24 protein-coding genes are annotated in these 25,161 nt (G+C 69.6%); 13 read left to right on the top strand and 11 right to left on the bottom strand.

What is annotated here, in order from left to right; translation table 11 throughout:
* Positions 1 to 197 precede the first annotated feature (197 nt).
* The gene (locus AB0I19_RS07270) at positions 198 to 1,088 is read left to right on the top strand and encodes an MHYT domain-containing protein (RefSeq protein ID WP_357145666.1); all 891 of its coding nucleotides are present in this window, start codon (positions 198 to 200) and stop codon (positions 1,086 to 1,088) included.
* On the opposite strand, the gene AB0I19_RS07265 is transcribed toward AB0I19_RS07270, so the two are convergent.
* Genes AB0I19_RS07265 through AB0I19_RS07255 form a run of 3 tightly spaced genes read right to left on the bottom strand, consistent with a single transcriptional unit; the run spans position 1,089 to position 3,160 of the window.
* Positions 1,089 to 2,264, bottom strand: a complete 1,176-nt coding sequence (locus AB0I19_RS07265) for a cation:proton antiporter (protein WP_357145664.1) — start codon at positions 2,262 to 2,264, stop codon at positions 1,089 to 1,091.
* A 5-nt stretch (positions 2,265 to 2,269) separates the two neighbouring features.
* Positions 2,270 to 2,752 carry a TrkA C-terminal domain-containing protein gene (locus AB0I19_RS07260; protein WP_357145661.1) on the bottom strand — a complete coding sequence of 161 codons (483 nt, stop codon included), beginning with the start codon at positions 2,750 to 2,752 and terminating at the stop codon, positions 2,270 to 2,272.
* 18 nt (positions 2,753 to 2,770) lie between these two features.
* Positions 2,771 to 3,160, bottom strand: a complete 390-nt coding sequence (locus tag AB0I19_RS07255) for a DUF952 domain-containing protein (RefSeq protein WP_357145658.1) — start codon at positions 3,158 to 3,160, stop codon at positions 2,771 to 2,773.
* A gap of 126 nt (positions 3,161 to 3,286) precedes the next feature.
* Between AB0I19_RS07255 and AB0I19_RS07250 the strand changes: the two genes are divergently transcribed.
* Both AB0I19_RS07250 and AB0I19_RS07245 read left to right on the top strand, forming a co-directional pair.
* Positions 3,287 to 3,460, top strand: a complete 174-nt coding sequence (locus AB0I19_RS07250) for a hypothetical protein (RefSeq protein ID WP_157104669.1) — start codon at positions 3,287 to 3,289, stop codon at positions 3,458 to 3,460.
* A gap of 105 nt (positions 3,461 to 3,565) precedes the next feature.
* A complete protein-coding gene (locus AB0I19_RS07245) occupies positions 3,566 to 3,760 on the top strand; it encodes a hypothetical protein (RefSeq protein ID WP_029903635.1) in 195 nt (64 codons plus the stop codon).
* Positions 3,761 to 3,857: 97 nt separating this feature from the next.
* Here the strand turns inward: AB0I19_RS07245 and AB0I19_RS07240 are convergent, their stop codons facing one another.
* Positions 3,858 to 4,610: a TetR/AcrR family transcriptional regulator gene (locus tag AB0I19_RS07240; protein WP_357145655.1), complete on the bottom strand. Its 753-nt coding sequence runs from the start codon at positions 4,608 to 4,610 to the stop codon at positions 3,858 to 3,860.
* A gap of 128 nt (positions 4,611 to 4,738) precedes the next feature.
* Here AB0I19_RS07240 and AB0I19_RS07235 point away from each other — a divergent pair, with 128 nt between their 5' ends.
* Together AB0I19_RS07235 and AB0I19_RS07230 are read left to right on the top strand one after the other, a co-directional pair.
* A complete protein-coding gene (locus tag AB0I19_RS07235) occupies positions 4,739 to 6,622 on the top strand; it encodes a DEAD/DEAH box helicase (protein ID WP_357146676.1) in 1,884 nt (627 codons plus the stop codon).
* Entirely contained in the window at positions 6,622 to 7,170 is a 549-nt protein-coding gene (locus AB0I19_RS07230; protein ID WP_357145652.1) for a hypothetical protein, read from the top strand. Before AB0I19_RS07235 ends, AB0I19_RS07230 begins: the two co-directional genes overlap by 1 nt.
* Before the next feature lie 120 nt (positions 7,171 to 7,290).
* On the opposite strand, the gene AB0I19_RS07225 is transcribed toward AB0I19_RS07230, so the two are convergent.
* On the bottom strand, positions 7,291 to 8,028 hold the full coding sequence (locus AB0I19_RS07225) for an SDR family oxidoreductase (RefSeq protein WP_357145649.1): 738 nt from the start codon (positions 8,026 to 8,028) through the stop codon (positions 7,291 to 7,293).
* A 149-nt stretch (positions 8,029 to 8,177) separates the two neighbouring features.
* Between AB0I19_RS07225 and AB0I19_RS07220 the strand changes: the two genes are divergently transcribed.
* A complete protein-coding gene (locus AB0I19_RS07220) occupies positions 8,178 to 8,783 on the top strand; it encodes a TetR/AcrR family transcriptional regulator (RefSeq protein WP_357145646.1) in 606 nt (201 codons plus the stop codon).
* Positions 8,784 to 9,018: 235 nt separating this feature from the next.
* Here the strand turns inward: AB0I19_RS07220 and AB0I19_RS07215 are convergent, their stop codons facing one another.
* Positions 9,019 to 10,695 (bottom strand): DEAD/DEAH box helicase, encoded by a 1,677-nt coding sequence (locus AB0I19_RS07215; protein WP_357146673.1) that lies wholly within the window; start codon positions 10,693 to 10,695, stop codon positions 9,019 to 9,021.
* Positions 10,696 to 10,946: 251 nt separating this feature from the next.
* Between AB0I19_RS07215 and AB0I19_RS07210 the strand changes: the two genes are divergently transcribed.
* On the top strand, positions 10,947 to 12,086 hold the full coding sequence (locus AB0I19_RS07210) for a YihY/virulence factor BrkB family protein (protein WP_357145643.1): 1,140 nt from the start codon (positions 10,947 to 10,949) through the stop codon (positions 12,084 to 12,086).
* Here the strand turns inward: AB0I19_RS07210 and AB0I19_RS07205 are convergent.
* Positions 12,056 to 12,295, bottom strand: a complete 240-nt coding sequence (locus tag AB0I19_RS07205) for a DUF3039 domain-containing protein (RefSeq protein WP_067493022.1) — start codon at positions 12,293 to 12,295, stop codon at positions 12,056 to 12,058. The genes AB0I19_RS07210 and AB0I19_RS07205 overlap by 31 nt on opposite strands.
* An 84-nt stretch (positions 12,296 to 12,379) precedes the next feature.
* Between AB0I19_RS07205 and AB0I19_RS07200 the strand changes: the two genes are divergently transcribed.
* The gene (locus AB0I19_RS07200; protein ID WP_084456468.1) at positions 12,380 to 12,790 is read left to right on the top strand and encodes a DUF3099 domain-containing protein; all 411 of its coding nucleotides are present in this window, start codon (positions 12,380 to 12,382) and stop codon (positions 12,788 to 12,790) included.
* Here the strand turns inward: AB0I19_RS07200 and AB0I19_RS07195 are convergent.
* Complete coding sequence (locus AB0I19_RS07195; RefSeq protein WP_357145640.1) at positions 12,770 to 14,128, bottom strand: MFS transporter; 1,359 nt, start codon at positions 14,126 to 14,128, stop codon at positions 12,770 to 12,772. The genes AB0I19_RS07200 and AB0I19_RS07195 overlap by 21 nt on opposite strands.
* A gap of 257 nt (positions 14,129 to 14,385) precedes the next feature.
* Between AB0I19_RS07195 and AB0I19_RS07190 the strand changes: the two genes are divergently transcribed.
* From AB0I19_RS07190 to AB0I19_RS07180, 3 genes are all read left to right on the top strand, one after another.
* A complete protein-coding gene (locus AB0I19_RS07190) occupies positions 14,386 to 15,111 on the top strand; it encodes a VOC family protein (RefSeq protein WP_357145637.1) in 726 nt (241 codons plus the stop codon).
* A gap of 42 nt (positions 15,112 to 15,153) precedes the next feature.
* Entirely contained in the window at positions 15,154 to 16,671 is a 1,518-nt protein-coding gene (locus AB0I19_RS07185) for a methyltransferase (RefSeq protein WP_357145634.1), read from the top strand.
* Between the two features lie 168 nt (positions 16,672 to 16,839).
* Positions 16,840 to 17,808: a sigma-70 family RNA polymerase sigma factor gene (locus tag AB0I19_RS07180; RefSeq protein WP_067492821.1), complete on the top strand. Its 969-nt coding sequence runs from the start codon at positions 16,840 to 16,842 to the stop codon at positions 17,806 to 17,808.
* 234 nt (positions 17,809 to 18,042) lie between these two features.
* Here the strand turns inward: AB0I19_RS07180 and AB0I19_RS07175 are convergent, their stop codons facing one another.
* Together AB0I19_RS07175 and AB0I19_RS07170 are read right to left on the bottom strand one after the other, a co-directional pair.
* Positions 18,043 to 20,796 (bottom strand): GNAT family N-acetyltransferase, encoded by a 2,754-nt coding sequence (locus AB0I19_RS07175; protein WP_357146671.1) that lies wholly within the window; start codon positions 20,794 to 20,796, stop codon positions 18,043 to 18,045.
* A gap of 7 nt (positions 20,797 to 20,803) precedes the next feature.
* Positions 20,804 to 22,045: an acetoin utilization protein AcuC gene (locus AB0I19_RS07170; protein WP_357145632.1), complete on the bottom strand. Its 1,242-nt coding sequence runs from the start codon at positions 22,043 to 22,045 to the stop codon at positions 20,804 to 20,806.
* A gap of 129 nt (positions 22,046 to 22,174) precedes the next feature.
* Between AB0I19_RS07170 and AB0I19_RS07165 the strand changes: the two genes are divergently transcribed.
* Both AB0I19_RS07165 and galE read left to right on the top strand, forming a co-directional pair.
* Positions 22,175 to 22,861 carry a metal-dependent transcriptional regulator gene (locus tag AB0I19_RS07165; RefSeq protein ID WP_067636271.1) on the top strand — a complete coding sequence of 229 codons (687 nt, stop codon included), beginning with the start codon at positions 22,175 to 22,177 and terminating at the stop codon, positions 22,859 to 22,861.
* 3 nt (positions 22,862 to 22,864) lie between these two features.
* Entirely contained in the window at positions 22,865 to 23,845 is a 981-nt protein-coding gene (galE, locus tag AB0I19_RS07160) for a UDP-glucose 4-epimerase GalE (protein WP_067492813.1), read from the top strand.
* A gap of 23 nt (positions 23,846 to 23,868) precedes the next feature.
* On the opposite strand, the gene AB0I19_RS07155 is transcribed toward galE, so the two are convergent.
* A complete protein-coding gene (locus tag AB0I19_RS07155; protein WP_357145629.1) occupies positions 23,869 to 25,026 on the bottom strand; it encodes a DUF4192 domain-containing protein in 1,158 nt (385 codons plus the stop codon).
* Positions 25,027 to 25,161 lie beyond the last annotated feature (135 nt).

Raw genomic sequence — 25,161 nt, 5'->3', positions numbered from 1 at the left:
TTTTCTTGTGTCCCTCGCCGAATTCCGAACGGTCTGTTTACCACAAAAGACTCGCGGTAATCGTTTCGTGATCAAACCCACACTCCCCGATTGCGCTGTGATGGCACCGAATTCGGATTTTTCGCCGTATCGTCACGTCCAGCTTTTCGTTCTACCGCCGACCGGTCAGCGGTACCGGCATTGAGGGTTTGCGCGGCGTGCTCGACATCTATCACTTCAGCTACGGCTGGATCACCCCTGTTCTCGCCTATTTCATGTCCGTCACCGGTTGCCTGCTCGGACTGCAGTGCGCCGCGCGTGGACGCAACGCCACCGAGGGACGGGTGAGCTGGCTCGTCGGCGCCGCCATCGCGATCGGCGGAACCGGTATCTGGGTCATGCATTTCATCGCCATGCTCGGCTTCAGCATCCGGGGCGCGGAGATCCGCTACGACGTCCCCCTGACTCTGCTCAGCGCGGTCACGGCGATGGTCGTCGTCGGGATCGGGCTGTTCATGGTGAACAAACCGCAGCCGACGCTGCGCTCGCTCGTGGGCGGTGGCACCATCGCCGGGCTCGGAGTGGGCACCATGCACTACGCGGGCATGTATGCGATGAAGTCGACGGCAACGGTGTCCTACGACGCGATGATCGTCACGCTGTCGCTGGTGATCGCGGTGGTCGCCTCGATCGTCGCGCTGTGGTTCACCTTGCGCGTCAAGGGATTTCTGGCCACCATCGGCGCCTCGCTGATCATGGGTGTGGCCGTCACCGGCATGCACTACACCGGCATGGCGGCCATGCAGGCCCACCCCGGCCACCATGGCGGGCCACCCGCGGGTGCGGGGGCGATGGAACTGCTCGCGCCGCTGATCGGGGTGAGCAGCATCGTCACCATGCTGGTGCTGATCAGTGTGAGCCTCACCGAGATCGAGAACGAGGAGGCGCTGCCGCGCATGTGGCTCACCTCCCGGCACCAGCCGCGCAAGCGCGCCGTACCGCCGCCGGCGATGCCCGCGCCGGTGCGGATGCAGGAGCCGATCGAATACCGCACGGAGGAACTGGCCTACGACGTGGCGGGTGCCTGGCCGCGCCGGGTCATCGACTAGTCACGTCGCCGAAAGGCTCCGGCGCCCACCGCGAGTGACGACGGGTTCGATCACGCGCGCGATGACCGGACCGAGCACCGCCATCAACAGCACATAGGCCGACGCGAGAGCGACGAGGCGGTGGTCGGCGGTGCCGTAGCTCACCGCCAAACCGGCGATGACGATGGAGAATTCGCCGCGGGCGACGAGCGCCGCGCCCGCTCGCGCCCGGCCCGCCCGCGCGATGCCCTGCCTGCTCGCCGCCCACCAGCCGACGACCATCTTGGTGCCCGTGGTGACCACCGCGAGCCCCGCCGCCCAGGCGAGCACCGGCGGAATGGCAGCCGGGTCGATGGACAGGCCGAAGGCCACGAAGAAGATGGCCGCGAACAGATCGCGCAGCGGTTCGAGCAGCTTGGCCGCCTCCTGCGCGGTCGACCCCGAGATCGCGATGCCGAGCAGGAAGGCGCCGACCGCCGCCGATACGTTCAGCGCCGAGGCGGCACCGGCGACCAGCAGCGCCGCGCCGATCAGCTGCAGCAGGAACACCTCGCGATCGGTGCTGTCGAGCACCGCCGAGACCACCCGCCCGAACCGCAACGCCACCACGAGCACCACGGTGATCGTCGCCAGCGCGACGGCCAGCGACACCAGCCCGCTGAGCAGGCTCAGGCCCGCCAGCATCATGGTGAGGATGGGCAGATACACCGCCATCGCGAGGTCCTCGAACACGAGGATCGAGAGCACCACCGGGGTTTCGCGGTTACCGAGGCGGCCGAGGTCGTCGAGGAGTTTGGCCACGATCCCCGAGGACGAGATGTAGGTGACGCCGCCGAGCACCACGGCGCCGAGAATGCCCCAGCCCAGGATCAGGGCGACGGCGGCGCCGGGCAGCGCGTTGGCGAGCAGGTCGAGCACACCGGCGGTCCAGGAGCGGCGCAGCCCGGTCATCAGTTCGGGTGCGGTGTATTCGAGCCCGAGCAGCAACAGCAGCAGTACCACGCCGATCTCGCTGGCGACGTGACCGAATTCGGTCGCGCCTTCCAGTTCCACGAAACCGCCACGCCCGAACGCCAGCCCACCCAGCAGGTACAGCGGGATCGGTGACATTCCGAACCGGCCCGCGATCCGGCCGCAGATCCCCAGCGCGAACAAGATCATGCCTAGTTCGAGCAGCGCCAGGGCCTGCGCGGTCACGGCCGTCAGCCGTGCGTGAGAATTTTCGCGGCTGCGTCCAGGCCTTCCGGCGTGCCGACGACCACGAGCTGGTCGCCCTCGGTGAAGGTGAAGTCCGGACCTGGTGAGGGGTGGAGCTGGCCGGCACGCATCACGGCCACGATGGAGGTCTTGGTGCGGGTCCGCATCCCGGTCTCGCCGAGTGTGCGTCCCGCGTACGGTGACTCGGCGAGCAGCACGAGCTGACGGGTGGTGATGCCGGGCAGATCGCGGTGGTCGTCGTTGAGCTTGGCCACCAGTTGTGGTGCGCCGAGGAGGTTGGCGAGCACCGAGGCCTCGTCCACCGACAGCGGCACCTGCGCGGCGATGGCGTCAGCGTCGTCGGGCTTGGACACGATCAGATCGATGTCACCGTCGCGATGGGCGACCACCCCGACGCGGCGCCCCGACCTGACCTCGAAATCCTTGCGCACTCCGATCCCCGGTAGCGCTGTGACATCGACATTCACATATCCACGATAGACCCGTCAGGGCCCGGTTGTGTCCGGCGCCACTCCCGGTCGGCGTGGGGCATGGAACACGCCGTCCGAGCCCGGTCGATAGGGCGAAACATCGAGCACCGCGGCGGCAGGCAGCGGCCCGTACAGGTGCGGGAACAGCATCGACTCCGGGTCGCCCGGCACGCCCGGTTCCCACTTCAGCGGCGACGCGAGCCGGGCCGGGTCCAGCCACAGCAGCACCAGATCCGTGCGACCGGCGAAGAGGCGATTCGCGGGCAGCCGCACCTGCTCGGGGGTGGACAGGTGCACGAAGCCGCTCTCGGCCAGCGACGGCGGGCGGCGCTGCCCGTCGTGCGCAAATTGTTGCCACTCTTGGGAAGAACACAGGTGAACAAGCGTGTGAGTGTCGGATATCACGGGTAATCTCCGGGTAGACAACAGGTTCGGACGGTGAAGACCCTGTCACACGGTGGGCGGTGGGGCCGCACGGTGGTGATCGAGCTCGTGGCGTAACGAGCAACACCACAGCGAGCGACACAGTCGATGAGTGTCAGGATCGAACAGGAGGTGGGAAACGGCGCCACGGGTGATCGGCGGGTGCTCGAGACCGACGACCAGCGCATGTTCGCTTTCAGCGAAACCGCAGGTCGTGTTATCGAAAACACAAAGATTCACTTCCGGGAACAAAGCCTGAACCCCGAACGTCTGACAGAGTAGTCGTACCACTGCTGGGAAGTAGCGGACGCGAGCCACGTGGAGTGACCACGGGGCCCACACCTAGGCGAACGGCCACGCAGCGCCGGGAGCCGGGACGGAGGAGTCATGCCAGGAACCCTGACCAGCACCCCACTGACCGCGGTCGATCGTTGCGATCGTTGCGGGGCGGCTGCCCGAGTGCGTGCCGTTCTTCCCGCGGGTGGCGAGTTGCTCTTCTGCCAGCACCACGCGAATGAACACATGGACCGTTTGCGCGAGCTCGAAGCCGTGATCGACACGGAATCGGCTCCAGCTCTCTGACCACTCCTCTCGCGTCCGAACACAACAACATCCGACAATAGAAAACCCCCGACAGCGGGCGACCGGATTCCGGCGCCCGCTGTTGTGGTGTCCGGGGTCAGGCGGTGTCGGCGAGGATGCCGTCGACCAGGGTCGCGACACCGTAGGCGTAGGCGCCGTCCGGATCGGCGGGGGCCTGATAGTGCTCGCCCACCGTGGCGCCCACACGCGCGGCGAGGGGGAACTGGTCGGCGGGCATCACTTCGGCCAGCAGCGGGCCGTGTACCCGCCACCAATCGGCATCGCTGAGCTGGTCGGCCGCGCCCGCCGCCGCGACGGCGAGGCGGGCATTGCCGGTGGCGAAATCGGTGAGCACCGCGATGGCGCGGTCCATCGCCAGATCCGACAGCCCCGCGCCGTCGATGGCGCGCAGCTGGTTCTCGTAGCGGCGCATTCTCGCCGGGCCGAGGACCTGGCGCCACGGCGACACCTCGAGCAGCCACGGGTGGGCGAGGAGCTCGGTGCGGACCCGGTCCGCGACGGCGATCATGCGCTCGCGCAGCGGCAGCTCGGCGGGGATCGGCTCGTCCTCGGCGGCCACGGCGTCGACCATCAGCACCAGCAGCGCCTCCTTGCTCGGCACATAGGTGTAGAGACTCATGGCACGCACGTCGAGGGCGGCGGCCACCGCGCGGATGGTCAGCTTGCCGATGCCGTCGCGATCGGCCAGGGTGATGCCCGCCGCCACGACCGCGTCGACCGTGAGGCCGGGTTTGGGGCCGCGCGCGCCGGGCTTGGCCGGCAGAGCGTGACGCCACAGCAGTTGCACGAGCTGGGCGGCCTGGTCGGTGGGTCTGCCGTCGGTCGGCATGCGCGGAACCCTTTCCGGTCGGTCGGGAACAAATTCAGTACAGTGTACGTTATTAGGCTGTTCGCGCTGCCCGATCAGAGGAGAATGTTCTGCCCGCCATCCAGGCCACCTATCTTCCCGATCGTCACCTGTTCGCCCTGTGGACCTGGAGCGGACTCGGTGCCGGGCGCCCACCACGCGACGTCGGAGACCCCGAGACGTTGACGCTGGCGCTGCCGGTCGGTGAGCGCAGGGCGCTCGAGCCGGTCGAGGTACCCGCTGCCGTCGTGACCGGTTCGGAGTTGCTCGAGTTGCCCGTCGCCGAGCTGGGCCCGTCGGCCCTGGCCTGGCGCATGCTCCTCGAGGACGCCCGCACGGACGTCGACCGTCGGCATCGGGAGGCGCCCACCGCCGGTGAAGCTCGTGCGGACGCGGGCGACGGGCGGCCCTCGACCGGCCTCGGCGCGGGCGAGCGGCCCGCCACGAAGGCACGGCCCACCGCGAATGCACGGGCGGCCGCCGATGCGCCGGTCGAGCTGCCGATCGCGGCGCACGCGGTGCCCAACGCTGTGGGGACGGCGGTCGTGTCGGCCGAGCGGGCGGTGCGGGTGGTGCGGGAGACCGAAGCCGCGGCGGCGGAGCTCGCCGGGGCGCTCGAGGCGACCCTTCGCCCGTATCAGGTGCGTGGGGTCGGGTGGTTGCGGGAGACCGTCGCCGCGTACGGCGGGGCGGTGCTCGCCGACGAGATGGGCCTCGGCAAGACCGTGCAGACGATCGGGTTCCTCCAGGGCCGGGCCGAGGGGCCGCAGCTGGTGGTGTGTCCGACCTCGTTGGTCGGGAACTGGGTGCACGAGATCGCCCGGTTCGCCCCCGGGCTGACGGTGGTGCCATGGCGTGGCGGTGCGGTGCTCGCAGACCCGGGGACCGTCGTGGTCACCGGGTACCCGACGCTGCGTCTACACGGGTCGGCCCTGACCGAGACGCAGTGGGCCACCGTCGTCTTCGATGAAGCGCAGGCGTTGAAGAATCCGCGCACCCAGGTGTCGCGGGCCGCTCGTGCGGTGCCCGCCGACGCCAAGGTCGCGCTCACCGGCACCCCGGTGGAGAACCATCTCGACGAACTGTTCGCCCTGCTGAACCTCACCGTGCCCCGGTTGTTCGCGCACCGCACGCAGTTCCGGCGCCGATTCGTGCGGCCGATCGAGGACGGTTCGGCCGATGCGGCCGCCCGGTTGCGTGACGCGGTGGAACCGGTGCTGCTCGGCCGCAAGAAGATCCAAGTGGCGGCGTCGCTGCCGGCCAAGATCCACAGCGACCTGCTGTGCGACCTCACCCCCGAGCAGGAGAAGGCCTACGACACGGTGCTCGCCGCAGCCCTGGACGAGGGTTTCGGGTCGGGTCTGCAACGACAAGGCCGGGTGCTCGCGGCGCTCACGCACCTCAAACAGGTGTGCAACCACCCCGGACTGGTCACCGGCGACCTCGGCGAATTGTCCGGGCGTTCGGGCAAACTCGAGCTGTGCACCGACATCGTGGCGACCAACCTCGACACCGGTGATCCCACGCTGATCTTCACCCAGTACCGGCAGACCGGTGAACTGCTCGTGCGCCACCTCGCCGAACAGTTCGGGGTGCGGGCGCCGTTCTTCCACGGCGGGCTCGACGCCGACCAGCGCGCGGCCATCGTTCGGGACTTCCAATCGCCCGACGGCCCACCGGTTCTCATCCTGAGCCTGCGGGCCGCGGGCACCGGTCTCACCCTCACCCGCGCCGCCGACGTGATCCACTTCGACCGCTGGTGGAATCCGGCGGTGGAGGCCCAGGCCTCGGACCGGGCGCACCGCATCGGGCAGACGCGCACGGTCACCGTGACCACGCTCACCAGCGCCACCACGGTGGAGGAACACATCGCGGGCATGCACACCCGCAAGTCGGCCCTCACCGACCTGTCCGATGCCGCGGGCATCGCCGAACTGGCCCGGCTCGACGACGACGCCCTGGTCGACATCCTGCGACGGAAGCGAGAGAACTGATGGCAGACAACGAGTTCGGGTACACGCCGTGGGGTAAGGACTGGGTGCGGCTGGCCGAACCGCTGCGCCAGACCCGCCCCGAACCGCTGCTGCCGCGCGCCCGCAGCGTCGCCCGCAACAACGGGGTGCGCACCGAGATCGAGGGCCGCACGGTGCGCGCGCACCTGCACCGGGGCGGGCAGGCCTCGATCGCGCACGTGGAGGTGGCGCCGCTCTCGCGCGCGGCGGTGACCGCGATCGAGCAGGTGATTCCCGACGCCACCGTCGTCACCGACGACATGCACCGAGCCCTGCTCGACGCGGGCCACTCCCCCGCCCCGACCCTGGTGAGCACGGACTGCTCCTGCTCCGCCCGCACACCCCGCTGCCTCCACGTGCTCGCGGTGCTCTACGCGATCGCCCGTCAGGTGGACGAAAACCCCCGCCTCACACTGGAATTGCAGGGCTACTTCGACACCGCCCACGACCCGGAAGCGCCCGTCGCCGAGTCACCCTGGACCCCCATCCACACCCTCGACCCTGCCCGCTTCTTCTCCGTCACCGGCTGAACCCGTCCGACTCGACTCCACGTCGGCCGTGCCGCGTGGCGTCAGCTGCGTGTCAGGCAGCTGCGCGTGGCGTGTGCCGAATGGGCGCCTGATAGTCGGCGGCATTTCGAACCGGCTGGGTCAGGCGTTGGTGCCGCCGTCGACGGTGACGACTGCGCCGGTGATCGTGCGGGCCGACGGGCCCGCGAGGAAGGCGACCAGGTCGGCGATGTCGTCGGGGGTGCCGAAACGGCCGAGCGCGTTGAACTCTCGTTGAGTGGGTGCGTGCTCGCCCGCCGCCGGGTTCATGTCCGTGTCGGTGGGGCCGGGCTGCACGAGGTTGACCGTGATGCCCCGTGGGCCGAGTTCCCTGGCCAGCGCCTTGGTGTAGCCGTTGAGGGCCGACTTGCTCAGGTTGTAGAGGGCCAGGCCGCCGAACAGGGCGCGGTCGGTGAGGTTCGAGCCGATGGAGATGATGCGTCCACCTTCGCCGAGGTGGGCCAGCGCGGCCTGGCCCGCGACGAACGGTGCCCTGGCGTGGATGTCGAGCGCGCGATCGATCTCGGCGAGGGTGAACTCTTCGTAGGGCTTGGCCGGGAAGATGCCCGCGTTGTTCACCAGCACGTGGAGGCCGCCGAGTTCGAGCGCGGTCCGGTCGACGGCCGCGACCACGGCGGCGGCATCGGCGCTGTCGGCCTGTATCGGCAGCGCACGCCTGCCGAGCGCCTCGATGTCGGCGGCGACGGACTTCGCGGCGACCTCGTCGCGCTGATAGGTGAACGCCACATCGGCGCCGGTGGAAGCGAGTTTCCGGGCGATGGCGGCGCCGATTCCCCGGCTGGCGCCGGTCACCAGGGCGACGGTGGTGCTGTGCGACATAAAGGCTGCTCCGATTCTGTAGTGATCGATACATAAAGAGAGAAGCGCATGCGACCGGCTCGCGTCAAGGTTTTTCTTATCATTCGATACAGAAATACCGGGCTGCGGCGATCGCGCTATATTTACCGATCGGCACAGAAAGGTTTCCCATGGCAGAACGTGGTCGCCCCCGCGCCTTCGACCGGGATGTCGCCCTGCGCCGGGCCATGGAGGTGTTCTGGGAACGCGGCTACGAGGGCGCGTCGATGAGCGACCTCACCACCGCCATGGGCATCAACTCACCCAGCCTGTACGCGGCCTTCGGCGACAAGGAATCCCTGTTCCGGGAAGCCGTGACGCTCTACGGCCGCGCCGAAGGATCACGCACCGCGCGAGCGCTGAGCGAGCAACCCACCGCCTACGCCGCGATCGCGGCCATGCTGCACGACAACATCGCCATGTACACCGACCCCGGCCTGCCCCAGGGCTGCATGGTGGTCCTCGCGGGCGCCACGTACACCACCCGCAACGCCTCGGTGCGCGAGTTCCTCACCGAGGCACGCCGCCGCACCACGGCCGACATCCAGGCCCGGCTGGAGCGCGGCGTCGTCGAAGGCGACCTGCAACCCGGCACCGACACCGCCGCGCTCGCCGCCTTCTTCAGCACTGTCCTCTACGGGCTGTCCGTCCAGGCACGAGACTGCGTGGGCCGCTCCGAACTCACCGCCGCCGCCGACTCCGCGCTCCAGATTCTCGCCGGAGCCCGAACCGCTTAGATTCACCGAGCCCGGACCCAGCGCACGCAGCTGCCGGCACCGGCCACACCGCAGGCCACTCGCACGCCTGCCGACGTGCCCGGACCGCGCATACCCCCTCGCCGACAGCTGCGTTCGCGCGCGTATCGACGAACCGTGTATGCCTCGCGCGCGCATCACCTGCCCGCGCAGATCGCTACCGCCGATCCACAAACACCCGGCCGCCGCGACAACTACCCGCTCATGTCCGCACGAGCTATCGCCGGCGCAGCGCCGCAATTCGTTCGGTGAGTTGATCGGCGGTCGCCAAAGCGGTTGGCGGACCACCGCATTCGCGGCGGAGTTCGCCGTGGATGACACCGTGTGGTTTCCCGGTGCGGTGGTGGTGCATGGCGACGAGGCTGTTGAGTTCGCGACGCAGTTCGCCCAGCTTGTCCGAGGTCGCGACCCGTTCGGCCACGGCGGCGGGCTGGGGTGTGGCGACGGCGGCGCTGCGCTCCGACAGCTGACGCGACTGACGGTCGCGCAGCAGCGCCCGCATCTGATCGGCGTCGAGCAGGCCGGGGATGCCGAGGTAGTCGGCTTCCTCGTCGCTGCCCGCGAACGTGGCGGTGCCGAAGGAGGATCCGTCGTAGATCACCTGGTCGAGCTCGGCGTCGGCGGCCAGGGCGACGAAGGACTTCTCTTCCTCGCCCGGCTCGTCCTTGGTCTTGTTCGCCTCGGTGAGCAGTTCGTCGTCGAGGGCGTTCTTCTCGCGGTGCGGTTTGCCGATCACGTGGTCGCGTTGCAACTCGAGCTGTGCGGCCAGATCCAGCAGCACCGGCACCGACGGCAGGAACACGCTCGCGGTCTCCCCCGGCTTGCGGGCACGCACGAAACGCCCGATGGCCTGGGCGAAGTACAGCGGTGTCGACGCGCTGGTGGCGTACACGCCGACCGCGAGGCGCGGCACGTCGACACCTTCGGACACCATGCGCACCGCGACCATCCACGGCTGGGTGCTGCTCGCGAACTCGCCGATGCGCTGCGAGGACTGCGGGTCGTCGGAGAGCACCAGCGCGGGCCGCTCCCCCGAGATGTGTTCCAGCAGTTCGGCGTAGTCGCGGGCGCGTTCCTGATCGGTGGCGATGACCAGGCCACCGGCGTCCGGGATGCCGGAGGACCGCAACTGCCGCAGCCGGGTGTCGGCCGCGCGCAGCACCGCCGAGATCCAGTCGCCCGCGGGGTCGAGCGCGGTGCGCCAGGCGCGGGCGGTCTGTTCGGCGCTGAGGGGTTCACCGAGGCGGGCGGTGTGTTCCTCGCCCGCGCTGTCGCGCCAGTGCGCGTCGCCGGAGTAGGCCAGGAACACCACGGGACGGACGACGCCGTCGGCGAGGGCGTCGGCGTACCCGTAGGAGTGGTCGGCGCGCGAACGCGGGAAACCGGACTCGTCGGGTTCGTAGGTGACGAACGGGATCTTGGAATCGTCGCTGCGGAACGGCGTTCCGGTGAGGGCGAGGCGGCGGGTGGCGTCACCGAAGGCCTCCTCGGTGGCCTCACCCCACGATTTCGCGTCACCCGCGTGGTGGATCTCGTCGAGAATCACCAGGGTACGGCGGTTCTCGGTGCGCACCCGGTGCCGGGTGGGGTGTGCGGCGACCTGGGCGTAGGTGACGACCACACCGTGGTAGTCGCCGGAGGTGCCGCCGGTGGAGTTGGAGAAGCGGGAGTCGAGCTGGATACCCGAGCGTGCCGCGGAGGCGGCCCACTGGTGCTTGAGGTGCTCGGTCGGCGCGACGACGGTGATCTGATCCACCGTCCGATCCGCCAGCAACTCGGCGGCAACCCGCAGCGCGAAGGTGGTCTTACCGGCGCCGGGCGTGGCGACCGCGAGGAAGTCACGTGGCTTGGTGGCCAGGTATTTCGTCAGGGCGCGGCGCTGCCAGGCGCGCAGGGAACCGCCCGACGCACCACCTGCCGCCGAATCGACCGGTGTACCCGCTTCTCTCGCCGCAGCGACGCCACCCGACCCAGTCACGCAGACGACCCTAGCCGCCCGATACGGCGTGTCGCCAACACCGACGCGGCGTGCGCGACGGGCGTCACATCCCGGCCGAGGTCACCGGCCATTTACCTGTTACCCACCGACACGATGCTCGTCCCGCACCCCACGGTCGCCATCGGTGCGAGATGCTGGACAACGACATGAGCAACAACGAGGCCCACGCGACCGATGCCGCGTATCCGCCGCCCACCCCTGGGCCCGGCGGTGCGGTGGCCGTACCCGTGCCCGCCGGGCAACATCCGCGCGAACACGCGCGGTGGCTGTCCTGGTTGCGGACGGCGTGGCGGCTGATCGTGCGGGTCTCGCACAAGTGCTGGGACAACTCGATTTTCGCCAAGTCGGCGGCGGCGGCGTTCTGGCAGACACTGTCGCTGGCGCCGCTGCTGCTCGGCCTGCTCGGCAGCCTCGGCTACGTGGGTGGGCTGTTCGGGCCCGACACCGTGCAGATCGTGGAAGCCAAGATCATCGCGTTCAGCCGGGACTTCTTCAGCCCGTCGGTGGTGTCGGACCTGATCGAACCCACCGTCGACGATGTGCTCGGCCGCGGCCGTGGCGCGGTGGTGTCGTTCGGTTTCGTGCTGTCGCTGTGGGCCGGATCCTCGGCCATGGCGACCTTCGTCGACGCGATCGTCGAGGCACACGGTCAGCAGGACGCCCGCCACCCGGTGTGGCAGCGGATCTTCGCGTTGCTGCTGTACGTGCAGTTCCTGGTCGCGGCGGTGCTGTTGCTGCCGATGATCGCGCTGGGGCCGACCCGGATCGGGCGCGTTCTGCCCGACGCCTGGCGCGAACCGGGGCTGCGGGTGATCGACACGTTCTACTACCCGATCGTCGGGTTGTTGCTCATCGTCGGACTCACCACGCTCTACAAGCTCGCGCTGCACAAATCGCTGCCGTGGCACCGGTTGTTCGCCGGGGCACTGGTCGCGGGGGTGTTCTTCATGGCCGCCAGCGACCTGCTGCGCCGCTACCTGTCCTGGATCACCGAGACCGGGGTGAGCTACGGCGCGCTCGCCACCCCGATCGCGTTCCTGCTGTTCACCTATTTCCTCGGCTTCGCGGTGATCCTCGGCGCCGAGTTCAACGCGGCGGTGCAGGAGTTCTGGCCCGCACGCGCGACCCGCATCGAGCAGGTGAAGGAATGGATCACCAGTCAGGTGCTCGGTGACGACGAAACCGACAGCGAACACGACAAAAGCGCCGACGCCTCGACGGAGGCGCCGGCGTCGTCACCGACGGCGGAACCGGCTCAGTCGCCGCCCTTGCGCAAGCGCTCGTAGACCTTCTTGCAGTCCGGGCAGACCGGTGAGCCGGGCTTGGGCGACCGGGTCACCGGGAACACCTCACCGCACAGCGCGACGACCATGGTGCCCATCACGGCACTTTCGGCGATCCGGTCCTTCTTCACGTAGTGGAAGAACTTGGGGACGTCGTCACCGGTCGTCTCGTCGGTCGTGGTTTCCGGGCGTACCAGAGTGTCCGTACTCATGCCTTCCATGATGCCGCATCCGGGCGGTGGCTCGCTGACCAGCCGCGTGTGCGCCCGGCGGCGGCAAGTGGAAGACTCGGGAGCATGCAGTCCAACGGCGAGTCCCCCGGCGCCGGCGATCCGACCCCGGAACCCGAAGTGCACCTGCCGGGCAAAGGTGCCTCGCGGGGGTTCTTCCGCGACTCCGGTGAGCATCCCGTGCTCATCACCGAGGCCGCGACCTCGCTCGACGAGCAGCACCGCGCCCGGGTACGCCGCTACATGATCATCATGGGTTTCCGTATCCCGTGCCTGATCCTCGCGGCCATCGCCTACAGCGTGTTCGAGAACCCGCTCATCTCCATCCTCATCATCGCCGCGTCGGTACCGCTGCCGTGGATCGCGGTGCTGATCGCCAACGACCGGCCGCCTCGCACCAAGGACGAACCGAGCCGCTGGGACGGGCGCCGCGAGGAGATCGCTCTCGAGGCGCGCTCACGCAAAGCCCTCGAGTGAGCGCCGCGGCCGCCTGATCAGGATCGACATCAGCGCCGCCGCGCCGCACAACCCGCCCGCGAGGTACCAGGCCAGATCGTAGGAACCGTTGAGGTCGCGGATGAAGCCCGCGCCGGTGGCCGCTATCGCCGCACCCACCTGGTGGGCGGCGAACACCCAGCCGAACGCGATCGGACCGTCGGCGCCGAACAGTTCCCGGCACAGCAGCACAGTCGGCGGGACCGTCGCGATCCAGTCCAGGCCGTAGAAGATGACGAACACCCACATGCTCGGCTGGGTGTGCGGGCCGAGCAGCGACGGCAGGATCAGCAGCGACAGTCCGCGCAGCGAGTAGTAGCCCAGCAGCAGATAGCGCGGGTCCACCCGGTCCGACAGCCATCCCGAGGCGATGGTGCCCGCCACATCGAAGACCCCGATCAGTGCCAGCAGTCCGGCCGCCGTGGTCGGTGGCATGCCGTGGTCGTGCGCAGCGGTGACGAAATGGGTACCGACCAGGCCGTTGGTCGATGCGCCGCACACCGCGAAACCGCCTGCGAGCAACCAGAATCCGGGCCTGCGAGCGGCGGTGGCGAGCACCCGCAACGCCCGGCCCGCTCCCCCGGCGACCGGCTGCCGCACCCCGACGTCCGAACCAGGTTCGGCACCGTAGGCGCGCACGCCCGCATCGCTCGGATAGTCGCGCACGAACAACCACACCAGCGGCACTACCGCCAGGGCAACGGCCGCGACGATTACCGACGGCAGGCGCCAGCCGTGGTCGTGGGCGAGCATCGAGACCAGCGGCAGGAACACCAGTTGCCCCGTCGCGCCCGCCGCCGTCAGGATGCCCGTCACCAAGCCCCGGCTGCGGACGAACCAGCGACCGGTGATGGTGGCGACGAACGGCATGGACATCGAACCGACGCCGATACCGACCAGCAGACCCCAGGTCATCAGGAGCTGCCAGGACTCGCTCATGAACACCGTCAGCCCGGCGCCCGCGGCGATCAGCACCAGCGCCGCGCACACCACCCGGCGGATACCGAACCGGTCCATCAGCGCCGCGGCGAACGGCGAGATCAGGCCGTAGAGCAGCATGTTCAGGGAGACGGCGGCCGAGATCGTCGCGTGTGACCACCCGAACTCGTCGTGCAACGGTTCGATCAGGACGCTGGGGACCGAACGGAACGCCGCCGCGCCGAGGAGCGCGACGAAGCCGACGCCCGCGACGATCCAGGCGGGGTGCAGGGCGCGGCGGGGCTCGTCGACGAGCCTGCCGGCTACCGCTGGTTCGGGTTCGATCGGGACTTCACCGGCGGGCGGGGTGAGTGGGCGCAGGTCGGTCACCCTGGTGATCATGATGGATGTTGCCGTTTCGAACGAGTGGCCGGAGTGACACGTTTCGTCGATATCCGGCCAAATCGATCGGCCTGCCGGGTCGCGGCGACCGGAGCCCGCACCGGAGGGAGCATTTCGGTCGACAGCGCGGCTTGCGCGGCATACCGTGCGAAAGGAGCCGCCGATGCCCGTGCCGCACGGCCTCTGCCGGTTTCGTGACGGTCGGGCCTTGCTCTTCGTGGCGGTGTCTCGAACCTCCGATCTACCAGGGAGACACTATGATTCGTTGGACCTGGGCGTTCATCGACCGGCCCGCGGCCACTTTCGACACGTGCGTACGGTTCTGGGCAGAAGCGACCGGGTCGACGGTGTCGCCGCCGCGTGGAGCGCACGGTGAGTTCGTCACGTTGCTGCCGTCGACCGGGCCCGCGTGGCTGAAGATGCAGCGAGTGGGCGGCGCAGGCGGGACACACCTCGACCTGGATGTCGACGACATCCCCGCCGCGGTAGCCGAGGCGACGGCACTCGGGGCCCAGGTCGTCCTGGTCGATCCCGATTACACAGTGATGGAATCACCTGCGGGACAGACCTTCTGCTTCACTCACGCGGGCCCGTCCCCCGCTACCGGTGCGATGGCACGGGTCACGGCGCCCGATGGAAATGTCGCGGTACTCGACCAGATCTGCCTCGACCTCGCACCGACCGACCTCGACTCCGACACCTCCTTCTGGCAGGCGCTCACCGGGTGGTCCCCCGAATCGACCCGGCGCCCGGAGTTCGGACGCCTGCGCGATCCCGGGCAACCACTGCAGTTCCTGCTGCAACGCCTCGACGAGCCCCGGCACCCCGGCGCCCACATCGACTTCGCGGCCACCGACATGTCCGCCGTCGCCGGCTGGCACGAATCCCTCGGCGCCACCCGTCTCGTGGACGAGGAGTTCTGGATCGTCCTCGCCGATCCCAGTGGCACCCCGTACTGCGTGACCTCCCGCAAGCCTTCCTGAGCTGGCCGAGGCGCGGTTCACCGAGGCTGGCAGAGTGGTCGGGTGCCTACGAACCCCACCACCACCGGTTCCCTGCTCACCGCACTGTGCCCGGATCTGCGCGCGGCGCTGACCAGGGTGGACTACACCGCCGACGGGCTGGTCGACGCACTCGGCCCGGATGTGCATGCGGCACTCGGTCGTTCGGAGCCCGTGCCGGTGCGTCGTGCCGCGCGCGACGCCGGTGAGCTCGGCACGCTCATCCGGTTGCTGCTGCTCGGCGACGCACTGCCCGAGCCCGCGGTCGCCACCGCGCTGGCGCCGGTCCGCGTCGACGACGCCGTGGCCGCCGGGCTGCTCACCAGAGACGGCGACGAGGTGAGCGCCGCACTCGACCTGCGCCCGCTCGATGCCGGCCACGGGAATCGCTGGATCCTGTCCGATCTCGACGACTCGATGCGCAGGCGAACCCTCACCGAGGAGCACGTCCTCGGTGTCGGCCATGCTTCGCTCTCGCTGCTGCGGGCCACCCCGACCGAACCGGTCGGCACCGTGCTCGACCTCGGCACCGGCTGTGGTGTGCAGGCCGTGCACGCGGCCGCCTACGCGGACAAGATCACCGCCACCGATGTGAATCCGCGCGCGCTCTGGCTGGCACAGGCCACCGCCGCGCTCAATGAACTCGAGATCGAGCTGCTCGAAGGGTCGTGGTTCGAGCCGGTGGCGGGCAGGCGGTTCGATCAGATCGTCGCCAATCCGCCCTTCGTCGTGGGGCCCGCACGCATCGAACACACCTACCGGGACTCCGGGCTCGCGCTCGACGGGGCCAGCGAGCTGGTGATCGGGCAGGCCGCCGGGCTGCTGGCACCCGGCGGTACCGCGGCCATGCTCGCCGCCTGGGTGCATGTCGAGGGGCAGGACTGGCGGCAGCGGGTGTCGTCGTGGTTGCCGGAGCACGGCGTCGACGCCTGGGTGGTGCAGCGCGATGTCGCCGATCCAGGACTGTATGTGGGCACCTGGTTGCGTGACGCGGGCCTGGACCCGCGCGACCCGGAGGCGCAGGAACGCGCGGCACGCTGGCTCGATGCCTTCGAGGCCGCCGACGTGGCGGGCATCGGCTTCGGCTTCGTCTACCTGCGGGCCGTCGACGGGCCGACCGAACTGCTTGCCGAGGACCTCACACACGGCTTCGACGACCCGCTCGGGGCCGAAGTGGGCGACTATTTCGCCCGTTCGGCCTGGTTGCGAGCGGTGGCCGCCGACGAAAACCTCGCGTGGCGTTCACGTTTCGCGCCGAGCCCGGCCACTGCCCTGGAACGGGTGTACCTGCCCGGCGAGGACGGCTGGGCCGAGCAGGTGGCGCGGTTGCACCGCGGCGACGGTCCGCGCTGGCAGCACGAGGTCGACGAGACGACCGTCGCGCTCGTCGCGGGAATGCGGGCCGACGGTCTGCCGTTGTACGAACTGATCGAACTGCTCGCGCTCGCCGACGGAGCCGAGCAGGTGACCCCCGAGTTCGCGGCCCAGGCCCTCGGCGTGGTCGCCGGTCTCGTCCGCCACGGATTGATACGGCCGGTGTAGACCGGGCCGGACGGGGCACGCGTTCCACGACGGCGTCCTTCTCAGGAACTTCTCAGCCGTGCACGGATAAATCCGCAGCTCAGAGCGGTTTATCACGCACGGGATCGGGAACTTTCTCTAAGTCGGGTCCGTTGATCGGAGTGAGACACCACCGACAGGAGGCAAGTCATGACAAGCCCCGCCACTACTCGAGTGCGCCCCAGCGAGTCCGATATCGACGCCCAGAGCCCCGCCGCCGACCTGGTACGCGTGTACCTGAACGGGATCGGTCGCACGGCACTGCTCACGGCGGCCGACGAGGTCGAGCTGGCCAAGCGTATCGAGGCGGGCCTGTATGCCCAGCACCTGCTCGAGACCGGCAAGCGGTTATCGGCGGCCCGCAAGCGTGACCTGGCCGTTCTGGTCCGCGAGGGGCAAGCCGCCCGCTCGCACCTGCTCGAGGCCAACCTGCGTCTGGTGGTTTCGCTGGCCAAGCGCTACACCGGCCGCGGCATGCCGCTGCTCGATCTCATCCAGGAGGGCAACCTCGGCCTCATCCGCGCGATGGAGAAGTTCGACTACGCCAAGGGCTTCAAGTTCTCCACCTACGCCACCTGGTGGATCCGCCAGGCCATCACCAGGGGTATGGCCGATCAGAGCCGCACCATCCGGCTGCCCGTGCACCTGGTCGAACAGGTGAACAAGCTCGCCAGGATCAAGCGCGAACTGCATCAGCAGCTCGGTCGCGAGGCCACCGATGCCGAACTGGCCAACGAGTCGGGCATCCCGGTGGAGAAGATCGCCGACCTGCTCGACCACAGCCGCGACCCGGTGAGCCTCGACATGCCCGTCGGTAACGACGAGGAAGCGCCGCTCGGCGACTTCATCGAGGACTCCGAGGCCACCTCGGCCGAGAGCGCCGTGATCGCGGGCCTGCTCCACCACGACGTCCGCAGTGTCCTGGCCACCCTCGACGAACGCGAACAGCAGGTCATCCGCCTGCGCTTCGGCCTCGACGACGGGCAACCCCGCACCCTCGACCAGATCGGCAAGCTGTTCGGCCTGTCCCGCGAGCGGGTGCGCCAGATCGAGCGCGAGGTCATGTCGAAGCTGCGCAAGGGTGAGCGCGCCGACCGTCTGCGTGCCTACGCGAGCTGATCCCTTGTCAGCGCCGCGCTGATCCGCCGCCATCGTGTCGACGGTGACTTGCCGGCGCTGACCCAGACTCGACGGCCCTCAGGGGTCGTCTTCCGAAACGCCGACCGGTGTCCGTGACTCCATCCCCCTCCGGGGTCGCGAACCGGTCGGCGTTGTCCGTTCACTACCGCCCCGCCTGTGGCATGGACCGCCACCGAGCGGGTGCCAGGTGCGCCGACGCGGCCGTGTGGTCGTTCATGCCAGGCGTCGGGGGCCGGTGTCGAAGCGGGTGGGTTGGGGGCCGATGCGGGCGCGGGCGTAGATGATCTCGGCCGAGCCGGGGGAAGCCAGGACGGGGTCGCAGGACAGTTCGCGCATCTGGGGGATGTCGTCGAAGAGGGCCGAAATGCGTTGAGCCAGTTCGATGAGCGCCGCCTTGTCCACGCCCGGGCCCGCCGGGCCGGGCGAGAGCAGTGGTGCGGCGCGAGGTGCGTCGATCAGGGCGGCGGCCTCGTCGGCGGTCAGCGGTAGTGCGCGGTAGGCACGGTCGCCGAGCAGGTCCATGATCATCCCGGACAGGCCGAACTCGATGACCGAGCCGAACGACGGGTCGTCGGTGACGCTCAACACGCACCCGACACCCTTGGTCGCCATCTTCTGCACGTGCAGCAGGGGATCACCGCAGATCGTGACGAGATCGGTGTACGCCTGACGGACCGCGTCGGGCCCCCACAGATCCAACCGGACCCCGATCAGGTCCGGCCTGCGCCGCCACAGCTCACCGGTGGCCTTCGCGGCGACCGGATAACCCAGTTCCTCGGCTGCGGCCACCGCCTGCTCCGCGTCACGCACCGCCCGGAAGTCGACGATGTCGATGCCGTAGCACTCGAGCAACCGCACCGCCTCCTCATCCGTGAGCCACCGCCCCGTCGACCCCTCCGACCACTGCTCCACCAGCGTTGTCGCCGCGGCGGTGTCGATGCCGGGAGGACGAACCACCGGTGAGACGGGCCTGTCCCGCCAGCGCGCGTAGCGATCGACCCTGGCCAGCGCACGGGCGGCACGTTCCGGATCGGGATACGACGGGATGGACCCGCGCCCAGGCGCGCCACCGGTCGACCGCACAGCGAGCAGATCAGGAATTCCGGATTCCGCCACAAAGGTGGTGAGTACCGGTTTGTCCCGGTCGGGTGCGGCGGCCGCAGCCGCGCGCAAGGCATCGGCGAAGCCGCCCATATGCACCGGCACCGGCGGCGCGACAACCACGATCACCGCATCGACTTCCGCACTGCGCAGAGCCGCCAGCACGGCCTCCCGGTAGTCGGCAGGGGTCGCCTCGGGCCCGAGATCCACCGGCCCGTCAGCCGCCACTCCTCCGACGTCGCCTTCTGGAGCGCCCGGGCCGCGTTCGGTCGGCCGGGCTCCGGGTCCGCGGTCGACGGCGGTGGGCGGGCGATGGATCCGCAGGCCCTCGCTGGTGGCCGCGTCGATGGCCAGCCAGTTCAGGGCAGCGCTGTTGCCGACCACCGCAACCCGTGGTCCGCGCGGCAACGGCTGACACGCCAGCAGTGCGGCGCAGTCGAACAGTTCGGAGATGGAGTCCACCTGGATGATTCCGGCCTGGGCGAACAGGTCACGCACCACAGTGCGATCCATGTCGGCGCCGGCGGCCAGCCTGCCGCTGCTCACGGCCACGATCGGTTTGCCGCGCGCCACCCGCCGCGCGAGCCGGGAGAACTTGCGCGGATTACCGAAACTCTCCAGGTAGAGCAGGATCACCTCGGTGTCGGCGGCGGTGTCCCAGTACTGCAGCAGGTCGTTGCCCGACACATCGGCGCGGTTGCCCGCCGACACGAACGTCGACACCCCGAGATTGCGGGTGGCGGCCTCGGCGAGAATGGCGGCGCCGAGCGGGCCCGATTGGCAGAAGAACCCGATCCGCCCACGCTGCGGCAGGACCGGGGCAAGGGTGGCATTGAGCCCTACGGCCGGGTCGGTGTTGGCGATGCCGAGCGCGCTCGGTCCGATAACCCGCATCCCGTGCCCCCGGGCGGCGGCGACCAGGTCCTGTTCGGCGGCCAACCCCGCGGGCCCGGTCTCCCCGAAACCGGCCGTGAGCACGATCAAGCCTTTGACGCCCTTGGCCATGCAGTCGTCGAGCACCGATCCGATCGCGGCGGGCGGCACCGCGACGACGGCGAGGTCCACCTCGTCGGGAATCTCACGGACGGTGGCATACGCGCGCACCCCGCGCACCGACCGGCGATGCGGATTCACCGGGAACACCGGCCCGGCGAATCCCCCGGCGAGCAGGTTGGCCAGCACGGCGCCGCCGACCCGCGTGCTCTCCGGCGACGCGCCGATCACCGCCACCGAACCGGGTGCCAGCAGATTGCCCACGCTGCGTGCCTCCGACGCCGCCTCCCTGGCGTCCCGGACGGTGCGCAGGGCCTCGGTGGGGTCGATCGCGAACTCCAGGTGCACCTCGGAGCCGTCGCGGCTGCGCTGCAACTGGTAGCCGGCGTCACGGAACACCGTGATCATGGCCTCGTTCTCGGCCAGCACCTCGGCGGTGAAAGTCTCCACCTCGTTCTCGGCGGCGGCACCCGCGAGGTGCTCGAGCAGGATCGACCCGAGTCCACGCCCCTGGTGTTCGTCGGCGACGACGAACGCCACCTCGGCCGCGCGCGGCCCCGGCCGGTCGAGCAGTTCGTAGCGGGCCACCGCGATGATCGCGGTACCGAGCACCGCGACCAACCCCACCCGGTCGTGATAGTCGACATGGGTGGTGCGGTACATGTCCTTCGGCGAGATTCTCGGGTAGGGACCGAAATAGCGCAGGTAGCGGGTGCGGTCCGAGAGCCGGGCGTGGAAATCCGCCAGCGCGTCGGCATCGGCGGGCACGATCGGACGGATCCGCACCACGCCGCCGTCGGCCGCCAGCACATCGCCGAACAGCTGCGGCGGCGGCTCGGGCGGGTTCGCGGGCGTATCGGGGGTGTCGGGCAGCAGTGGTTCAGTCACGGGGATCCTCCGGGTCGAGACCGAGCAGCGAGAAACTGGCCCGTCGGGTGGCCGAGATGGCGGTGTCGACCGCGCGCTGGGCGCGGACCTCGTCGGCGTCACCGATCTCGGGGGTGCCGCCCGGCCCGTCCCACGGACGGTAGGTCGGGTCGCCACCGTCGCTCATCGTCGTCGGCGGGGTGATCCGCGGCGCCGACGCGCGTACCTGCTCGCGCCAGCTCTCGGGAATCGGGGTGTCCGGCACCAAGGGACGATCCAGCGCGGCCGCGAGCAGGTGCGTCCACGCCCGTGGCACCACCCGCACCACCCCGTAGCCGCCGCCACCGAGCGCGAGCCATCTGCCCTCGGCGTGGCGGTCGGCCAGCTCACGCATGGCGAGGAAGGCCGCGCGCTGACCGTCGACGGTCAGTTCCAGATCAGCGAGCGGATCTTCGCGGTGGGTGTCCACCCCGCACTGGCTCACGATGATCTGCGGCCGGAACGCGGCGATCGCACCGGGCACCACCGCGTGAAAACCGCGCAGCCACTGCGCGTCCCGGGTGCCGGGCAGCAACGGCAGGTTGATCGAGGTGCCCTCGGCGCTACCGAGCCCGGTCTCCTCCGGCCACCCGGTATTGGGCCACAGCGTGGCCGGATGCTGGTGCAGCGACACCGTGAGGACCCGTGGATCGGCATAGAAGGCGCGCTGCACGCCGTCGCCGTGATGGACATCGACATCCACATACGCGATCCGGTCGAATCCGTTGTCCAGCAACCAGGAGATCGCGATCGCGGCGTCGTTGTAGATGCAGAACCCCGCCGCCGAATCCGGCATGGCGTGGTGCATGCCCCCGCCGATGCTCACCGCGCGCCGCGTACGCCCGGCCGCGATCTCCCGCGCCGCGGCCAGCGTGCCGCCGACGATCACCGACGCCGCCTCGTGCATGTGCGGGAAGACCGGATTGTCGGCGGTGCCCAGGCCGTAGAGGGTGCCCTCCGGGGTGGCAGGTCCCGCACCGGCTCGGCGAACCGCCTGGATATAGGCATTGCTGTGCACCCGCATCAACTCGCCCTGGGTAGCCTCGGCAGGCGCGAGTGGTTCGATACCGTCGAGCAGGCCGAGACTTTCGGCCAGCGACATGGTGAACCGCAGGCGCGCCGGTTTCATCGGATGCTCGGGGCTCCAGGTGTAGCCGAGGAATCGCTCGGTCCATACGAGGGTTCCCGGCGCTCGGCTCGGTGGCACAGTGACCATGCTCGCCACGCTAGCCGGAAGCAGCGGGCCCCGTGAGACGTTGACATGCAGTAGAAATAGGGCCGCCGGTCCAGCGCACGGACCGGCGTTCGCCCGTGGGTAGAATCGTGCCGACGAAGGGGTTATCAGGTGAAAGATCTGGTCGACACCACGGAGATGTACCTCCGTACCATCTACGACCTCGAGGAAGAGGGCGTGGTGCCCTTGCGGGCACGAATCGCCGAGCGGCTCGAGCAGAGTGGTCCGACGGTGAGCCAGACTGTCGCGCGGATGGAACGCGACGGCCTGCTGCTCGTCGCGGGTGACCGCCATCTCGAGCTGACCGACAAGGGTCGCTCGATGGCGGTCGCGGTGATGCGTAAGCACCGGCTCGCCGAGCGGTTGCTGGTCGACATCATCGGGCTGGACTGGCAGAACGTGCACGCCGAGGCGTGTCGCTGGGAGCACGTGATGAGCGAGGAGGTGGAGCGGCGCCTGATCGAGGTGCTCAACCACCCGACCACCTCGCCCTACGGCAACCCCATCCCCGGCCTCGACGAACTCGGCCTCGCCGATCCGCCGCCGGTGGAGGAGAAGCTCATCCGCCTCTCGGATCTGCCCAACGGCGCGCTGCACGCGGTGGTCGTGCGCAGGCTGGCCGAGCACATCCAGACCGACCCCGAGGTCATCGGCCGGTTGCGGGAGGCCGGTGTCGTTCCCGACGCGCGCGTCACCGTGGAGACCAAGCCGGGTGCGGTGCTGATCACGGTGCCGGGGCACCACGGTTTCGAATTGTCCGAGGAGATGGCGCACGCCGTCCAGGTGAGGCTGGTCTGATTCGTGAAACTTCTGGTCACCGGCGGCGCCGGCTATGTGGGCGGCGTGTGTGCCGCTGTGTTGCTCGAGCAGGGCAACGAGGTGGTCGTCGTCGACGACCTGTCGACCGGTAACGCCGACGGTGTCCCGGCGGGCGCGCGATTCGTCGAAGGCGATATCGCCGAAGCCGCCCCGGCCCTGCTGCGCGCCGAATCCTTCGACGGTGTCCTGCATTTCGCGGCGCAGTCGCTGGTGGGCGAGTCGGTGGAGCAGCCCGCCAAGTACTGGCACGGCAACGTGGCCAAGACGCTGACTTTGCTCGACGCGATGCGCGAGACCGGCACCGGGCGCCTGGTGTTCTCCTCGACGGCCGCGGTCTACGGCGAGCCCGAACAGGTGCCGATCACCGAGGACTCGCCCACCCGCCCGACCAACCCCTACGGCGCGAGCAAACTGGCGATCGACCACGCCATCACCTCCTACGCGGTGGCCTACGGGCTGGCCGCGACGAGCCTGCGCTACTTCAATGTGGCGGGCGCCTACGCCGGGCTCGGCGAAAACCGTGTGGTGGAAACCCATCTGATCCCCCTCGTGCTGCAGGTGGCGCTCGGTCACCGCAAGGCGATCTCGGTGTACGGCACCGATTGGCCCACCCCCGACGGCACCTGTGTGCGCGACTACATCCACATCCGTGATCTGGCGCAGGCGCATCTGCTCGCCCTGTCGTCCTCGCAGCCGGGCAGTCACCGCGTTCTCAACCTCGGTTCCGGCACCGGTTTCTCGGTGCGCGAGGTGATCTCGGCGTGCGAGCGGGTGACCGGTCTGCCCATCGAAGCCATCGACGCGCCCCGCCGCGCGGGCGACCCGGCCGTCCTGATCGCCTCGAGCGAGAAAGCGATCGCCGAACTGGGTTGGACACCCGAGCACAACGACATCGACGAGATCGTCACCGACGCCTGGGAATTCCTGCGTTCGCTCGGCGACAAGGCGCACAGCGCCCGCTGATCCGGCCGACCGGTGCGGCCCGCTCACGGCCGCACCGGCCCCAGGTCGACCCCGAGATCGGCGGCGATCTGGCGCCCGCAGTCGGCCAGCGTGCGCAACCGTTCGGGCCGAAGACCCGACTGCAGCGACGTTTCCAGCAGTACCGCCATCGGATGGTCACCGTCGGCATCCACGGCGGCGGCCAGCGCGATGCCCGCGAACGGCCCGTCGCCGCGCACATAGGCACTGAAGCCGAGCAGTGCGGCGGCCTCGGCGCGATCGCCCGCCGGGGTCGCCCTGGCCAGCTGTGCCCACAACCCTTCGGCGGCTTCGGCGTGGTCGGTGACGGCCAGCCCGTAGAGGGCGTCCCGAACCGCACGATCACGCAAAGTGGCGGCCAGCCGGGCGAATTCGCGATCGGCGCGGGGAGAGCCGGAGGCGGCGTCGGCGATCTGCCACAGCACCCACTCGAGCGCGCGACGCTGAAACACCGCGCCCTCCCCCACGCGTTCGGCCGTCGCGAGCCCGCCACGGTAGCGGGCCACGGCCGGTCCGAGCTTGCGCCGAACCCGCGCGCACAACTGTTCGTCGGGTTCCACGAGCGCGGTGAGTTCGCCGCGGGAGCGCCGGATCTGCCTGCCGTCGAGCACATGTGACAGCGAGACCATCGAGGAGTCCGGGTCGGCGACCAGCCCGCCACCGGTCCCGAGCAGACTGCGGTATCGCGCGCCCGCGGCGACGGCACGCACCGCCCAGGCCCCACGCACCTCGATTCCCTGCGTCCCGATCGCGGCGAGCAGCGCGTGGTCGCGCGCTGCGGTGGCCGAGGAGGATCGTCGGCGGTCGTCGATGAAGACGGCGAATACCCCACTCGCCTGTTCACGCAGGCAGATCGACCCGAGACACCCGAGGAAATGCTCGTAGTGGTCGGGATCGGTGACGGCGTCGAGGTCGAAACGCACCACCGCGTCGATCGCGGCGGCGGCCGTGGGATGCGGGTGCAGGACGGCGACGACGAGGGAGCGTTCGGGTACGAAACCGAGCATCGCCGGGAGTGCGGCGATGAGATCGCCGGGCTCGTCGACGCGGACAGCGGGGGTAGGCAGATCCCGGTAACCGGGCCCTGTCTCGGCACAGGTGAGCGCCCGGCGAAAGGGAGCGGTGCGATTGGCCCGGCGGGTCGGGTTGGTCGAAGATGTCATGGCTCGAGCGTCCTCGCCCGCCGTCCCGGCACCGCCGGCGCGACCTGGGCTTATCGCCGCCCTGTGCACAGCGGCGAATCTGTGCACAACCACCGCGGGCGCGGGTCCGGGCGCACCGGAAATGTCGGTGCCGCG

This window comes from Nocardia sp. NPDC050413 (genome assembly GCF_040655475.1).
In the GTDB taxonomy this organism is placed as follows: Bacteria; Actinomycetota; Actinomycetes; order Mycobacteriales; family Mycobacteriaceae; genus Nocardia; species Nocardia coubleae.
This window is presented reverse-complemented; position numbering and strand designations above follow the sequence as displayed.

What these genes read in the sequence shown, in the direction of transcription:
- AB0I19_RS07250 (WP_157104669.1), top strand. Translation starts at nt 3,287, where the DNA reads ATGAGTGTCAGGATCGAACAGGAGGTGGGAAACGGCGCCACGGGTGAT.
- AB0I19_RS07245 (WP_029903635.1), top strand. Translation starts at nt 3,566, where the DNA reads ATGCCAGGAACCCTGACCAGCACCCCACTGACCGCGGTCGATCGTTGC.
- AB0I19_RS07240 (WP_357145655.1), bottom strand. Translation starts at nt 4,610, where the DNA reads ATGCCGACCGACGGCAGACCCACCGACCAGGCCGCCCAGCTCGTGCAA.
- AB0I19_RS07230 (WP_357145652.1), top strand. Translation starts at nt 6,622, where the DNA reads ATGGCAGACAACGAGTTCGGGTACACGCCGTGGGGTAAGGACTGGGTG.
- AB0I19_RS07225 (WP_357145649.1), bottom strand. Translation starts at nt 8,028, where the DNA reads ATGTCGCACAGCACCACCGTCGCCCTGGTGACCGGCGCCAGCCGGGGA.
- AB0I19_RS07220 (WP_357145646.1), top strand. Translation starts at nt 8,178, where the DNA reads ATGGCAGAACGTGGTCGCCCCCGCGCCTTCGACCGGGATGTCGCCCTG.
- AB0I19_RS07210 (WP_357145643.1), top strand. Translation starts at nt 10,947, where the DNA reads ATGAGCAACAACGAGGCCCACGCGACCGATGCCGCGTATCCGCCGCCC.
- AB0I19_RS07205 (WP_067493022.1), bottom strand. Translation starts at nt 12,295, where the DNA reads ATGAGTACGGACACTCTGGTACGCCCGGAAACCACGACCGACGAGACG.
- AB0I19_RS07200 (WP_084456468.1), top strand. Translation starts at nt 12,380, where the DNA reads ATGCAGTCCAACGGCGAGTCCCCCGGCGCCGGCGATCCGACCCCGGAA.
- AB0I19_RS07195 (WP_357145640.1), bottom strand. Translation starts at nt 14,128, where the DNA reads ATGATCACCAGGGTGACCGACCTGCGCCCACTCACCCCGCCCGCCGGT.
- AB0I19_RS07190 (WP_357145637.1), top strand. Translation starts at nt 14,386, where the DNA reads ATGATTCGTTGGACCTGGGCGTTCATCGACCGGCCCGCGGCCACTTTC.
- AB0I19_RS07180 (WP_067492821.1), top strand. Translation starts at nt 16,840, where the DNA reads ATGACAAGCCCCGCCACTACTCGAGTGCGCCCCAGCGAGTCCGATATC.
- AB0I19_RS07170 (WP_357145632.1), bottom strand. Translation starts at nt 22,045, where the DNA reads ATGGTCACTGTGCCACCGAGCCGAGCGCCGGGAACCCTCGTATGGACC.
- AB0I19_RS07155 (WP_357145629.1), bottom strand. Translation starts at nt 25,026, where the DNA reads ATGACATCTTCGACCAACCCGACCCGCCGGGCCAATCGCACCGCTCCC.